10 protein-coding genes and 1 tRNA gene are annotated in these 13,689 nt (G+C 38.4%); 2 read left to right on the top strand and 9 right to left on the bottom strand.

Translation table 11 applies throughout. The annotated features are described in order from the left end of the window. Positions 1–41 precede the first annotated feature (41 nt). The 3 genes from CP352_RS00055 to adhE form a co-directional block, all read right to left on the bottom strand. Positions 42–2,096, bottom strand: a complete 2,055-nt coding sequence (locus CP352_RS00055; protein ID WP_089143372.1) for a BglG family transcription antiterminator — start codon at positions 2,094–2,096, stop codon at positions 42–44. A 100-nt stretch (positions 2,097–2,196) separates the two neighbouring features. Continuing rightward, on the bottom strand, positions 2,197–4,008 hold the full coding sequence (gene glmS / locus CP352_RS00050; RefSeq protein WP_089143373.1) for a glutamine--fructose-6-phosphate transaminase (isomerizing): 1,812 nt from the start codon (positions 4,006–4,008) through the stop codon (positions 2,197–2,199). 196 nt (positions 4,009–4,204) lie between these two features. After that, positions 4,205–6,829: a bifunctional acetaldehyde-CoA/alcohol dehydrogenase gene (gene adhE, locus CP352_RS00045; protein WP_098034844.1), complete on the bottom strand. Its 2,625-nt coding sequence runs from the start codon at positions 6,827–6,829 to the stop codon at positions 4,205–4,207. A 312-nt stretch (positions 6,830–7,141) separates the two neighbouring features. On the opposite strand from adhE, the gene CP352_RS00040 reads away from it, so the two are divergent. Beyond that, the gene (locus CP352_RS00040) at positions 7,142–8,515 is read left to right on the top strand and encodes an amino acid permease (protein ID WP_057726876.1); all 1,374 of its coding nucleotides are present in this window, start codon (positions 7,142–7,144) and stop codon (positions 8,513–8,515) included. Positions 8,516–8,533: 18 nt separating this feature from the next. On the opposite strand, the gene CP352_RS00035 is transcribed toward CP352_RS00040, so the two are convergent. Beyond that, positions 8,534–9,064, bottom strand: a complete 531-nt coding sequence (locus CP352_RS00035) for a DapH/DapD/GlmU-related protein (protein WP_161986999.1) — start codon at positions 9,062–9,064, stop codon at positions 8,534–8,536. 108 nt (positions 9,065–9,172) lie between these two features. Between CP352_RS00035 and CP352_RS00030 the strand changes: the two genes are divergently transcribed. Beyond that, positions 9,173–10,054 (top strand): LysR family transcriptional regulator, encoded by an 882-nt coding sequence (locus CP352_RS00030; RefSeq protein ID WP_089146795.1) that lies wholly within the window; start codon positions 9,173–9,175, stop codon positions 10,052–10,054. A gap of 42 nt (positions 10,055–10,096) precedes the next feature. Here the strand turns inward: CP352_RS00030 and CP352_RS00025 are convergent, their stop codons facing one another. The 5 genes from CP352_RS00025 to CP352_RS00005 form a co-directional block, all read right to left on the bottom strand. After that, positions 10,097–10,465 carry a DUF956 family protein gene (locus CP352_RS00025; protein WP_013085899.1) on the bottom strand — a complete coding sequence of 123 codons (369 nt, stop codon included), beginning with the start codon at positions 10,463–10,465 and terminating at the stop codon, positions 10,097–10,099. A 3-nt stretch (positions 10,466–10,468) separates the two neighbouring features. Then, positions 10,469–11,389, bottom strand: a complete 921-nt coding sequence (locus CP352_RS00020; protein ID WP_005720854.1) for a PTS system mannose/fructose/sorbose family transporter subunit IID — start codon at positions 11,387–11,389, stop codon at positions 10,469–10,471. Between the two features lie 28 nt (positions 11,390–11,417). Continuing rightward, on the bottom strand, positions 11,418–12,227 hold the full coding sequence (locus CP352_RS00015) for a PTS mannose/fructose/sorbose transporter subunit IIC (RefSeq protein WP_005720853.1): 810 nt from the start codon (positions 12,225–12,227) through the stop codon (positions 11,418–11,420). Positions 12,228–12,248: 21 nt separating this feature from the next. Continuing rightward, positions 12,249–13,256: a PTS sugar transporter subunit IIB gene (locus CP352_RS00010; RefSeq protein ID WP_057726878.1), complete on the bottom strand. Its 1,008-nt coding sequence runs from the start codon at positions 13,254–13,256 to the stop codon at positions 12,249–12,251. A gap of 294 nt (positions 13,257–13,550) precedes the next feature. Beyond that, positions 13,551–13,623: transfer RNA gene (locus CP352_RS00005), tRNA-Asn, on the bottom strand. Between the last annotated feature and the right edge of the window lie 66 nt (positions 13,624–13,689).

The raw sequence follows: 13,689 nt of genomic DNA, 5'->3' as shown, positions 1-13,689 counted from the left end.
GTGCCAGAGTCTGAGTTTACCTATTCTATTAAGCTTTTGAACTATTGGTTACCTAGTAACCGATCTTTGAGGTCTTGTAAAAAAAGTGCCGCAATTGCTTCTTTAATTTCTTTTTGACTGCCATTTGTAAATAAATCTAAGTTTTGACTAGACATGATAATCATGCTGGAAATAGTACTCATTACCCGCTGTTCGGGTGCAGTAAGATTGTCTGGTGCCAGCATCAAAAGAACTCTTTTGACTTGAATGGTATCATGATCCATTGATTGGAGCGAGATTTCATTATCTAAGTCAAACATGGTAAATGAACAGCGTGTAATTTCTGGACTACGTGTGTGTAGCAATGCGATATGGCTGTTAGGGATGCCAACTGGTGCCATTCGTACACGTTTGAGAAGATTTTTGGCAACGGGCATTTGCTTACGAATTAGTGTTGAATCCGAATGGGCTAAACATTCTTGAATTACTGCAATTAAGTCTTGCGAATTGTATTCCAGTTGTTGAATCTTGATTCCGTTGACTAGCTCCGAGCAAAATAATGTACTAATCGATAGCTTAGCAAGTTGTTCGACTGAATGGGGATGTTTTTCTTCAACTACCTGTTTAGCTGGAACTGGTTGAGGATATTTTTGTTCATAATCTTTTAAGTAAGCGCGGATTTTTATTAATTCATCATCAAGCAGTAATGGACTAACAAGTAAATAATCTCTTGAGAAGCCCTTCAATCTCAAGGTTGAAAAAATAAGATTGTAATTTGACAAGTCTATTTGATTTAAGGCAGAAACACGGCTGGTTTTGACTTCTTTGATTTCAGAAAATTCTCTTTTTAGTTTGGCACCTAAGATTGCCGACGTTCCAATGCCATTTTCACAAATTACTAGAGCCGATAAATTACGCTGCTGATTGCGACTCGTGTATTCATTGGCAAAATAAAGCAGGATCAACTGCAACTCTGACGCTGTCAAATAATTTTCTGGAAACGCTAAATGCCAATATTTTTGAATAGCTAGATATAAATCAGGAAACTTTTGACTAAGGCCTGCCAGAATTTCAATAGGTGTATCTGGTAAAAGAGCTACTTTATGTTGTACTAAACCAATAACGTGTTTCGTCACTTTAGTCATAAAACTAGGATCTTTTTGAAAATCCCAATGCATTTCTTCAGAAACCTGTTGAACGAATTCTTTTACTTTGACTGAGATTGCTAATTCATGCTCATTATAAGTCAAGTAAGTGTTGTGATAATCACATGATAATAACTTATTAGCTAAGTATGAGACATCATTTTGGTCAACCTCAACTTGCCGCTTTTGCGCAAACAAGGCCATAAAACGGTAAACATAACCCTGATATTTAAGTGAATCAGCACTGGGGTGGATAAAATCTAGCTTGCATCCCGCCAAAGTTCTTTTTATCGTTACCGCAAAAGTTAAAATTAACTCAATCAGCTTTTGGTCACTGTCTAGCTTAATTTTGCCAAACACGCTTTTTTTAAGACAATCAGCAACCTCTACTAGCAAAGCCTTATCAATCATTGTCAAAAACATATCTTTGCTTGTCGTTTCATTATGCAGATACTTAAAAAAGTTATATTCATTGATCTGATTGAGCATAATATCAACTAAAACCTGACGCCGTATTTTTTCAGGCGCCTGAATTAACAGTCCCACACCCTTTTTGCGGATCAAGTCAATATGATATCGTTTTAGCGACCTTTCAACCGTATTCAAATCACTTTGAATCGTTGCTTCACTGACATTCAGGTCAAGCGCAAATTGAATAATTTTACATGGCTCCGTACTTAAAAGCAACTTAGCTGCAATTATCTTCTCTCTTTTAGCTACCGAAATTACATTTTGACTGTGAGATTGTTGCACAGATTGCTTAATTTCTTGTAATTGCTTTGAATCGCCAGATAAAAAATATTTTCCTTTTTGATTTTCAATTTTAAAGTCGTTCTTCTTCAAATCGCCAAATTCGCGATAAACCGTCCGGCGGCTGATCTTTAGACTCTCTTCAATTTGTTTGATACTTACCCCACTCGGATTTCCCAACAAAATTTGAAGAATGTGCTTTTGCCGTTGTGTTAAAAACATCCCATCATCCTCGCTTACGTTTAAGTTTATTATACTTGAACGCAAAAAAAGAAGACAGATCTCAAATCTGCCTTCTTGAGGATATTTATTCACATATTAATTATTCAACAGTAACACTCTTAGCAAGGTTACGTGGCTTGTCAACATCCAAACCCTTATCCTTTGAAGCGTAGTAGGCAAGAAGTTGAGTTGGAACTACTGTCAAAAGTGCTGACATGTAGTAATTAATTTCTGGCAACACGATCGTGTCATCACTATTTGCGAATTCCTTGCCTACAATAGTAATTACTGAAGCACCACGTGAAGCAACTTCTTGAATATTACCACGAGTAAGATCTGCAGTAACTGGATCGTTAATCAAGGCAATAACTGGAGTGCCATCTTCGATCAAGGAAATGGTACCGTGCTTAAGTTCAGCTGCAGCAAAGCCTTCAGTTTGAATGTATGAAACTTCCTTCAACTTCAAAGCACCTTCAAGTGCAACAGCGTGATCAATACCACGACCAATGTAGAATGCGTTTCTTGATTTTACAAGATATTGATCAGCTAATTCCTTAAGCTTTTCTTTACCGTCAACAATTTGTTGGATACCTTCAGCAGCGATGGCTAAATCATGTTGTAAATCCCAATCCTTAGCATCTTGATTACCAAGTTTTTCACCAAGTGCCTTAGCTAAAATAGCTTGTAAGGCAACTTGTGCAGTGTAAGCCTTAGTTGAAGCAACGGCAATTTCAGGACCTGCACCTAAAAGCATTGTGTAGTTAGCTTCACGTGATAAAGTTGAGCCTTCAACGTTAGTCATAGTCAAACTTGGAATACCACGCTTGTTAGCTTCCTTCAATACCACGCGTGAGTCAGCAGTTTCACCTGACTGAGTCAAGAAAATAAAGAATGGGTGCTTGCTCATCATTGGGAAGTGGTAACCAGCTTCTGAAGCGTAACCAACTTCGGTAGGAATACCAGTGTAGTGTTCAAAAATAGTTTTACCAACTAAACCTGCATGATAACTAGTACCTGCAGCAAAGATATAAAGGCGATCAGCCTTAGAAATAGCATCAACAATATCTTGATCTACCTTTGGTTCACCATTTTCGTCAAGGTAGTTTTGTGACATGTGACGCATTACGCCTGGTTGTTCATCGATTTCTTTTAACATGTAGAATTCGTAAGTACCCTTTGAAGCTGCGTTAGGGTCGATGTTCAAAACGTGAGGTTCACGGTCTACCTTTTTGCCATCAATAGTTTCAATAGTGTAAGAATCCTTGGTAATGTCACCAACATCACCATCTTGCAAGTCAACAAAAGTCTTGGTTTGGTCAAGAACAGAAATAGCATCTGAAGCAATGATGTTAAAGCCATCACCGATTCCCAGCATCATTGGTGACTTGTTCTTAGCAATAAATACGTGGTCTGGTTCTGTGTTGTCAACAAGCAAGAAAGCATATGAACCCTTAACCAACTTCAAAGCTTCCTTAAATGCTGAAAAGGCGTCTAAGTTCTTATCACGTGCAATTTTACCGATCAATTGAACAACTACTTCAGTATCAGTATCTGAGTGGAACTTAACCCCTTGCAAGTACTTTTCCTTTAATTCTGTGTAGTTTTCAATCACACCATTGTGAACTAGATAGAAACGCTTGGTTTCATCAAAATGAGGGTGAGCGTTATTTACAGTTGGCTTACCGTGGGTTGCCCAACGAGTATGACCAATACCAACTAAACCTTGTTCATCTGGAGTCAACTTTTCCTTCAAGTTAGAAATACGACCAACAGCCTTAGTTAAGTATTCGTTACCATTTAAATCATTTAAGTAAATGCCAGCTGAATCGTAACCACGATATTCCAAGTTGGTTAATCCATTTAAAATAATATCTTTTGCAGGCTTACCTACAACTCCTACAATTCCGCACATAATTTTCTCCTTTGGTCTAGTTCACTTTCTATTAATGGACTAGTTTGTTTTTACTGTTACAGTAGGTATAATAGTCTTTTTACAAAAATCGGTCAAGTACAAATATTCAAAATTGGTATGATAATTTTAAGCATAAAAAATGGCTACCAGAATTTGCTCCGATAGCTATTTTTACTTAAGTCAATTTTAACTTTTATTACTTGTTTTTGATATCCTTACCTTCATAGCAGTCTCTCATCAATTGAGCAATTTGACTAATTAATGGAGCTGATGGGTTAGTAACAGTGTTTTGGTCGCCATAAGCTTCAACAGCTAATTGGTCCACCTTCTTGTCAAACTCAGCCTTATCAACACCATAATCCTTGAAGGCCATCTTAATACCAACTGATTCAGCCAAATCAATAATCTTCTGAACTAATTTTTCAATTAATTCAGCATCACTTGAACCAGTTAAGCCGATTGCTCTAGCAATTTCAGCATAGTCCTTATCAGCACGGTAAACTGAGTAATGAGGCCACATAGCAAGCTTTTCTGGGCGCTTAGCATTAAAGCGAATAACTTGTGGCAATGCAATTGCATCGCTGACACCACTTGGAATATCAAAGGTTGAACCAACAGTGTGAGCAATTGAGTGTTCCAAACCAAGGAAGGCATTTGAGTAAGCCATCCCTGCCAAAGTTGCAGCATCATGCATTCTCTTACGTGCGTCAAGATCACCGTCATAAGACTTCTTTAAGTTAGCAAAGATTGTCTTAATAGCTTCAAGTGACCAACCGCGGGTAAAGTCTGTAGCCATAGTCGAAACATAGCTTTCGATAGCGTGACCTAATGCTTCAAAACCTGACCAAGCAATTAAACGTTTGGGCAAAGTTTGAACAAATTGATCATCAACGATTGAAACGTCCGGCGTCAATGCATAATCACATAAAGTATGCTTAATACCAGTCTTAGCATCAGAAATAATAGCAATTGGGGAAACTTCTGAGCCAGTTCCTGAAGTAGTTGGGATACATACAAGTTGTACACCATTAATCTTTGGGAAACGGACTACTCTTTTTCTAATGTCTAAGAATTTTTGGTAAGCCTCTTCAAAACTCATTTCTGGGTTTTCGTAGAATAAGCGCATTGCTTTAGCAGCGTCCATTACTGAACCACCACCGATAGCAATTACAACGTCTGGCTTGAAGATGTTCATTCTGTGAACACCATCCTTGATCACATCAGTATTAGGATCAAGAGTTACAGCCTTAAAGACTTCATATTCTTTTTGACCTAAACGCTTAGAAATGATATCAGTAATTTCATCAGCAAAGCCTTGGTCAGCTACACCTTCATCAGTTACGATGAAGAAACGGTTAACGTTTGGCATGTGACGAAGGTAGTTAGCAGCGTTATGTTCGAAGTAAGTCTTTGATGGGACCTTTACCCATTGCATGTTATCACGGCGTCTAGCCACTGTTTTGATGTTTAACAAGTCCTTAGCACCAATGTTGTGTGAGAAGGTGTTGGCACCGTAAGAACCAGTACCCAAAGTAAGTGATGGCAACATGTTGTTGTAAAGATCACCGATACCACCGAGTGCAGCTGGTGAGTTAACTAAGATACGGCAAGCATCCATCTTCATGGCAAATTCATCAATAATCTTCTTATCATTTGAGTGAAGACCAGCGGTATGACCACGACCACCATAGTTTAACAAGTCAGTACAAATCTTAAATGCATCATCATGGTTCTTAGCACGGTACAAAGTGAAGACTGGTGAAAGCTTTTCAGCTGATAGTGGGAAGTTTCTACCAACACCCTTGTATTCAGCAATGATTACCTTAGTTGTCTTTGGTACATCAACACCACAAAGCTTAGCAATGTCATATGCTGATTTACCAGCTACAGGACCAGCAACAGTGCCACGACGAGGATCGATAAAGTGTTCCTCAAATTTCTTAATTTCTTCCTTGTTCAAGAAGTAGCAGTTCCACTTCTTAAATTCTTCCTTGACCTTGTCATAAATTTCATCATCAACGACAACTGAATTTTCAGAAGCACAAACCATCCCGTTATCGAAGTTCTTTGACAAAACGATGTCATAAACGGCACGATCAATATTAGCAGTCTTTTCAATGTAAGAAGGACCATTACCAGGACCAACACCAATAGCTGGCTTGCCTGATGAATAAGCAGCTTTAACCATACCTGGACCACCAGTTGCCAAAATAGTTTGAACACCTGGGTTATTCATCAAATCGGTCGTTGCATCAAGGCTTGGTTCTTCAATCCATTGAACGGCATCCGCAGGAGCACCTGCAGCAACAGCAGCCGCACGAATGATTTTACCAGTTTCTACACAACATTTTTGAGCCTGTGGGTGGAAACCAAAGATAATGGTATTTCTCGTCTTTAACGCAAGCATTGCCTTGAAAATAACAGTTGAAGTTGGGTTAGTTACTGGAGTAACACCTGCAATAACACCTTTAGGTTCAGCAATCTTAGTCAAACCTAATTCCTTGTCTTCTTCAATTACGCCGACGGTCTTTTCGTGACGCAAACTGTTCCAGATATTTTCTGAAGCATACATATTCTTGGTAGTTTTATCTTCAACTACACCACGTTTAGTTTCTTCAACAGCCATTTTAGCTAGTGGGTAAGCATTTTGTTCACCTGCAGTAGCAACTGCTTCACAGATCTTATCAACTTGTTCTTGTGTGAAGTTAGCCATTTGATCTAAAGCGACATGTGATTTCTTTACTAAGTTATCGACCATGTCGTAGATTTGCTTTTTCTTTTCGTCCTCTGTAAGAGTCTCTTTTTGTTGTGTCTTAGCCATTGTATTATTACCTCTAAGATCTACTAATTCTTGTGAACTAATTTACAATGTCAACTATAGCACAATAACTTTATTTGTAAATGCATGAATTTATGAAAATAGTGAATTAACAAGGATTCACATTCCCTCATAATTTTGCTCTAATGCAAATGAAAGCGATTCCTTAATTATTTGTTTGTGAATTAACAAACTTATTTAAAAAAACAGATTTTTGATATTTTTTTAAATCTAACTATAGAGTCTGGTCATACTAATTGATAATGATAAAATATTAATTATATGTGAAAAGATTGAGAACACTGGGGGGCTTATATGAGTGAGAAAAAAACACAGACCGCTTCTGGTTATAAACGAACCCTAAGCAATGCACACATTCAGTTAATTGCTTTAGGTGGAACAATTGGGACCGGCCTTTTTCTGGGGGTTGGTGACAGTATTCACCGCGCCGGTCCTAGCGTTATCCTGATATATATTATTGTCGGTATCTTCCTCTTCCTGCTAATGCGGGCACTGGGAGAACTAATTATGTCCGACTTGAACAAGCACACATATATTGATTTTATTGAACAATATTTGGGTAAAAATATTGGCTTTATCACAGGCTATTTGTATTGGTTAAGTTGGATTACCTTGGGTATGGCCGAAACCACGGCCCTAGGAATTTACTTCAAGTATTGGTTTCCAACACTGAAACCTTGGATTCCAGGAATTATTACCATTGTGATCTTGCTGTTAATCAATTTAATTTCAGCTCGTGTCTTTGGCAACTTGGAATTCAGTTTTGCCATTATCAAAATTGTCACGATTATTGCCTTCGTCATCTTGATCCTTTACTTACTAGTAACTGGTGGCAAAACCAGCTTTGGTCCTGTTAGCTTTGCTAACCTTGACGATCATGGCGGCTTCTTCGCCCGTGGCAGTAAAGGATTCTTACAAGGATTTCAAATGGTAATCTTCAGCTTTATTGGAGTTGAATTAATTGGTTTAACCGCGGCTGAAGCACAAAAGCCAGAGACAACGTTGAAGCGAGCAATCAATCAATTACCAATTCGAATTATTTTGTTCTATGTCATGGCTATTTTAGGAATTTTGTTAGTAATTCCATGGTCCAAAGTTGCTACTAACGCTAGTCCATTTGTTGAGGCCTTAGGCGCTACTGGCATTAAAAATGCTAGTTCTATTATTAACTTTGTAGTTATTTCAGCCGCCGTCTCATCAACTAACAGTTTTTTGTATAGTGCTGGTCGATTACTTTTCTCTGTTACTTTTGATGGTAAAGGAAAATGGAACAAAACTTTTGGACATTTATCAAGAAGGCAGCTTCCACAAAATGCATTGATTTTATCCGCATTATTGATGGGATGTGCACCACTAATCACCTTGGTTATTGGCGATCAGGCCTTTAATTTTATCTCATCAACTTCAACTAGTATGTTTTTAATCATCTGGAGTTTGATGATTTTAACTCACATGGCTTACAGGAGAAAAACACCAGCTAATCAGCTAAACGATTTTCAAATGCCAGGTTACCCTTATATCGATTATGTAATCTTGTCATTCTTCGTTTTAATGATTATCCTGCTATTGATTTTACCAAGCTACCGAGTACCAATGGTCGCTGCAATTGCAATCTTTATTGTTTTATACATCATTTCCAAAATTTGGAGTAATGAAAAAGCTGTTTAAAGCAAAAAGTCGAGTTTTTTAGCTCGACCTTTTATTTTGCAATTTTTTAATTATTTTAGCAGGATTTCCGGCAACTACCGTATTAGCTGGCACATCTTTGGTTACAACGGCATTAGCCGCTACAACGGCGTTTTTACCTACCGTAACGCCAGGCAATATTGTTGCTTTAGCGCCAATCCAGGAGTTTTGTTTGATAACAACTGGCTTTAATTCCAGTTCTTTTCTATGCTGTGGATCCAGCTTGTGATTAACTGAAATCAGGTAGGCTCCAGGCCCAATCAACACATCGTTCTCAATTGTAATCCCGCCTAAGTCGACCATCATCACATTGGCATTAATAAACACGCGCTCGCCTAATTTGATGTTGTGCCCATAATCAGAATAAAATGGTAACCGAATCTCTATACTAGCAGCTATTTTTTGACCAATTATTTCACTAACCAATTGTCTAACTTCACAGCTACAATGCCGTTGTGTATTTAAATTCTGCAATAATCGCTGATTCTGTTGGGCTAGTTTTCGACGTAAATCGTGATCTTCTGTTTCCATTATTACCACTCCTTTTTCTTGCTCTACTTCAGTTTAAAGGGTAAGCTTATCAATGTGCAAAGCTTATAAGGTATGAAGTATAATAACAATTGTTTATAGGTGATTTAAATGGAATTACGTGTTTTAAATTATTTTGTTGCTACAGCGCAAGAATTAAATATGACGCGAGCTGCACAAAAACTATTAGTCTCACAACCTGCTTTATCGCGTCAGATAGCAGATTTAGAGGATGAATTAGGCGTTAAGTTATTCAACCGCCAGCCGCGGCACTTAACCTTAACCCCTGCAGGACAGTATTTATATGAACAAGCAAAAGAAATTCTTACTTTAGCTTCCAAAACCAAGAGTAACCTACAATCTAGTGCTGTCATCAGTGGTGACCTAACTATTGCTGCCGGCGAAAGTTTTGCCATGCAACGTCTAATGAATATCGTCAGCAACATTATTCGGGATTATCCTACAGTTAAAATTCATATTCTAAGTGGCGATTATGAATTTGCAGAAAGGCGTTTAGATACAGGTGCAGTTGATTTTGCCGTAATCATTGGTAATCTACCTTTAGATAATTATGCTTCTCTGCAGCTCCCTGAGAAGGATACATGGGGCGTTTTAATGACTAAGGATGATCCTCTAGCAAAAAAGAGTGCTATTACAGCTGAAGATTTAGTTGGACGAAACGTCTTAAATTCACAACAAGCCGAAAATCGAAAGTACTTTGATTCATGGTTCGGTAATTATAAAGAGCAAATTAATATCATCGGTACTGTTAACTTGAATTTCAACGGTACACTTTTAGTTAAAAATAAAGCAGCTATTATGCTCACACTCGATAAGCTAGCCAATATATCAGATGAATCCAATCTAACTTTTAGACCAATTACTCCAATGTTAAAACAGCCGGTAACAGTAATTTGGAAGCGAGAAACCAATAAATCACCTGTAGCTAATTTATTCCTAAATCGTTTACGAGCATCAATTGATGACGATTAACAAAAATAACCTAGATCGAATTGATCTAGGTTATTTTTTACTTTATTTCTTTTTACGACTAAAACGTTGCTTCAATCGTTGCCATAAGCTTAATGCCCTGCGCATATGATCAGCTGGTACATATTTTCTTATTGCTCGCAATACCTTTTTAGGATCACGTGCCGCAAAAATAAATTTACCATTTGACTTAGTTCTGATTTCAAAACGCGGAATATAACGTCCACCAAAGCGGACATCTGCAACCACATAAGTTACTTCATTCCAAGGAATCTGAACATAATCTTCAACGTTTCGTTCGTTATAAAATTCAAAAGCTCTATCGCCGATCATGATTTTGCCGTATGATGCAATTCCTCTAAACCAGGTTGCATCAACAGTGAGATCGACTTTTGTATTAATTGACTTAGCCATTTATTAAAGAATGCCCCATACATGGAAGAGAACACCGACAACGAAGATACCGATGATAATCCAGATTGGTGAAACTTTCTTCTTCAATAACCACATACAGAAGAAAGTTAAGAGCAAACCAGCTAAACCAGGAATTAATTGGTTCAAGTTGTCTTGTAAAGTAGTAACTTTAGTACTGCTTAAAGCTTTACCGTTACCCATATCCCATTGTTGAAGAGCGGATTGGATACCTTTAGCACCTGATGGAAGCTTGTCCCATTCGATGTAACCACCCTTTTGAATAGGAGTTTGAGAAACAATTGGAGTGAACTTGATGTTTACCCAACGTTCAATTAAGGCACCCAAGACGAACATACCCATCATTGAAGCACCACGGGTAACCTTTTGAAGCATACCACCTGACATATCACTGGTGATAGCTGAACCAGCCTTGTAACCAAATTCTTGTGTGTACCATAAGAATGCGATTCTGATAATATTCCAGATAACGAAGAACAAGATAGGACCCATTACGTTACCTGCAATGGCCATTGATGCACCTAATGCACCAACAATTGGACGAACAGTGTACCAGAATACAGGGTCACCAACACCGGCCAAAGGTCCCATCATACCAACCTTAACACCTTGGATAGCGTCATCAGTAACTTCTGCACCGTTAGCCTTATCTTCTTCCAAAGCCAAGGTAACACCAAGAACAGGTGATGCTAAGTATGGGTGAGTGTTAAAGAATACTAAGTGTCTTTGTAAGGCAGCAGATAAATCTTTCTTGTTTGGGTATAACTTTCTCAATGCTGGAATCATTGAATAAGCGTAACCACCGTTTTGCATTCTTTCATAGTTCCATGAACCCTGAAGGAATTGTGAGTGCCACATAACGTTAAAACGGTCGCGCTTGGTTAATTTAGTTTTCTTATCAGCCATTATATAAATCCTCCTCTATGCGTTCATTTTAATAGTCATCAATGATATCGCCGAGTGGATCGCCAGTGCCGGCATCGCCAGAATTATTGTTTCCACCGTTGCCACCCTTAGCTTCAAGAGCTAAGTACATCAAAGCCATTGAAAGGCCAATAGCACCAAGGGCGATCAAAGTTAAGTCTTTGATAGCAGCAAGGGCAAAACCAATTGCGAAGAATGGCCATACTTCCTTACTTGCCATCATGTTAATAACCATAGCGTAACCTACGGCTACAACCATCGCACCACCGATAGTCATACCTTCGTTTAACCATTGTGGCATCATTGCAAGCCAACTTCTAACAGTACCTGAAGGGATTGCTAAAAGAAGTGCAGCTGGGATAGCAATTCTCAAACCTTGTAAACATACGGCAATCCATTGCCATAAGTTGATCATACGCCAGTTACCCTTCTTAGCTTCTGCGTCCATGATGTGAACGATAGCAGTTGAAATAGTACGTACGATCATAGTTAAGAACAAACCAGCAACAGCTAATGGGATAGCGATACCAGTAGCAGTACCAATACCCTTAATACCCTGACCACCTTCGATCAAGATAATAGCTGAAGCTACTGATGCTAAGGCAGCATCTGGTGCAACAGCGGCACCAATGTTAGCCCAACCTAAAGCGATCATTTGTAATGAACCACCTAAGGCAACACCTAAATCCAAGTGACCGGTTACTAAACCGATCAAAGTACAAGCAACTAATGGTTGGTGGAATTGCCATTCATCCAAGATACCTTCCATACCGGCAAGAAAGGCAACAAACACAACCAAAATCATTTGAATAGCGTTCATTTATTTACTCCTAATTATTTATTACTTTTTTTCGTCAAGTAAAGTTTGAGCCTTCTTCAAGATAGCATCCATATTACTTGGAGCATCTGAAGGAACTTTTCTTACATCAAACTTAACGCCCATCTTTTCAAGTTCACGGAATGTATCAACGTCTTTTTGATTCATTGATAATACGTTGTTGGCGTTAACATCGCCTTCCTTATATGACATTGAACCAACGTTGATATTCTTAAGATCAATACCGCCTTTGATAGCCCTCAATACATCTTCTGGATTTTCAAACAAAAGAAGTGCATGAGTGTTTCCAAATCTTGGATCTTTAGCAATTTCTTCCATCTTCTTGAGTGGAACAGTATGAGCCTTAACACCTGCTGGTGCAGCTTCACGAATCATACTCTTACGTAAATCATCCTTAGCTACACTATCTGAAACAACAATTACTCTATCAGGCTTCATAGCTGGAATCCAACCAGTTGCCACTTGACCGTGAAGCAAACGTGAATCAATTCTTGCCAAAACGTACTTGATATGACCATCACCAATAACAGTACCTTCTGGAATGCTCTTCTTACTGCCCTTAGCAGCAGCTTTGTCAGCTGCTGGAGCTGCAGCAGCCGTCTTAGGCATTAAGTCAGCTGGCTTAGTCTTAATTCCATCTCTACCAGGTTGAACAACCGCAGTGGCGATGTGCTTTGCAGTTGCATTAGCATCCATCATTCTCTCAGTTAATGCTTGTACAACCATTGGTAAATTCATACCAGCAACAATTGCCCATTTATCATGCTTTTCAGCAAGTCCATTTGCTTGGTTAAATGGAGTACCACCCCATAAGTCAACCAAGAACAAAACTTCATCCTGGTTATCAAATGAAGCAATTGCTTTTTCCATTTTGCCACGAATGTCATCTGGACCTTCATCAGGCTTTAAGATAACATGTGCAAAATTATCTTGTTCACCGAAAAGCATTTGCGCAGATTGTGCAATACCATCAGCAAAGCCACCATGGCTGGCTAAAACAATTCCTACCATGTAATTTCCTCCTCTAGATCAAAAAATGAATCCGCTTTTATTATATGATAAATATAGACTTTAAAAAAGTGTTTTTTGAAAATAATTTCATAAAGTGACAATTTGTTTCAACTAGCCCAAATGCCTTGCCTGACAAGCAAATAAAGAAATTGGTCTAATAAAAAAAGAAAGCCTGTTTTCATGATTTGAGTCGTTTTTCACAAATTTGGCTTCCTATTAAAATATATGCTGGTTGGATAATTTCATTTTCATAAAATAACAAAAAAGGAAGCCTTCGCTTCCTTCTTCCCTTTACTCCGGCTGTCAGACTCGAACTGACGACATCTTGATTAACAGTCAAGCGCTCTACCAACTGAGCTAAGCCGGAATATTAAAAAAGAGCACGGCAGCTTCCTTTCCTCGCAGGCAGTTGCCCACCAACTACTTTCGGCGT

Source organism: Lactobacillus sp. UMNPBX1 (assembly GCF_002554085.1).
Classification (GTDB): Bacteria; Bacillota; Bacilli; order Lactobacillales; family Lactobacillaceae; genus Lactobacillus; species Lactobacillus crispatus.
Note: the sequence above shows the minus strand (reverse complement) of the source record. Positions and strands in the feature narration are given on the sequence as shown.

What these genes read in the sequence shown, in the direction of transcription:
- CP352_RS00055 (WP_089143372.1), bottom strand. Translation starts at nt 2,096, where the DNA reads ATGTTTTTAACACAACGGCAAAAGCACATTCTTCAAATTTTGTTGGGA.
- glmS (WP_089143373.1), bottom strand. Translation starts at nt 4,008, where the DNA reads ATGTGCGGAATTGTAGGAGTTGTAGGTAAGCCTGCAAAAGATATTATT.
- adhE (WP_098034844.1), bottom strand. Translation starts at nt 6,829, where the DNA reads ATGGCTAAGACACAACAAAAAGAGACTCTTACAGAGGACGAAAAGAAA.
- CP352_RS00040 (WP_057726876.1), top strand. Translation starts at nt 7,142, where the DNA reads ATGAGTGAGAAAAAAACACAGACCGCTTCTGGTTATAAACGAACCCTA.
- CP352_RS00035 (WP_161986999.1), bottom strand. Translation starts at nt 9,064, where the DNA reads ATGGAAACAGAAGATCACGATTTACGTCGAAAACTAGCCCAACAGAAT.
- CP352_RS00030 (WP_089146795.1), top strand. Translation starts at nt 9,173, where the DNA reads ATGGAATTACGTGTTTTAAATTATTTTGTTGCTACAGCGCAAGAATTA.
- CP352_RS00025 (WP_013085899.1), bottom strand. Translation starts at nt 10,465, where the DNA reads ATGGCTAAGTCAATTAATACAAAAGTCGATCTCACTGTTGATGCAACC.
- CP352_RS00020 (WP_005720854.1), bottom strand. Translation starts at nt 11,389, where the DNA reads ATGGCTGATAAGAAAACTAAATTAACCAAGCGCGACCGTTTTAACGTT.
- CP352_RS00015 (WP_005720853.1), bottom strand. Translation starts at nt 12,227, where the DNA reads ATGAACGCTATTCAAATGATTTTGGTTGTGTTTGTTGCCTTTCTTGCC.
- CP352_RS00010 (WP_057726878.1), bottom strand. Translation starts at nt 13,256, where the DNA reads ATGGTAGGAATTGTTTTAGCCAGCCATGGTGGCTTTGCTGATGGTATT.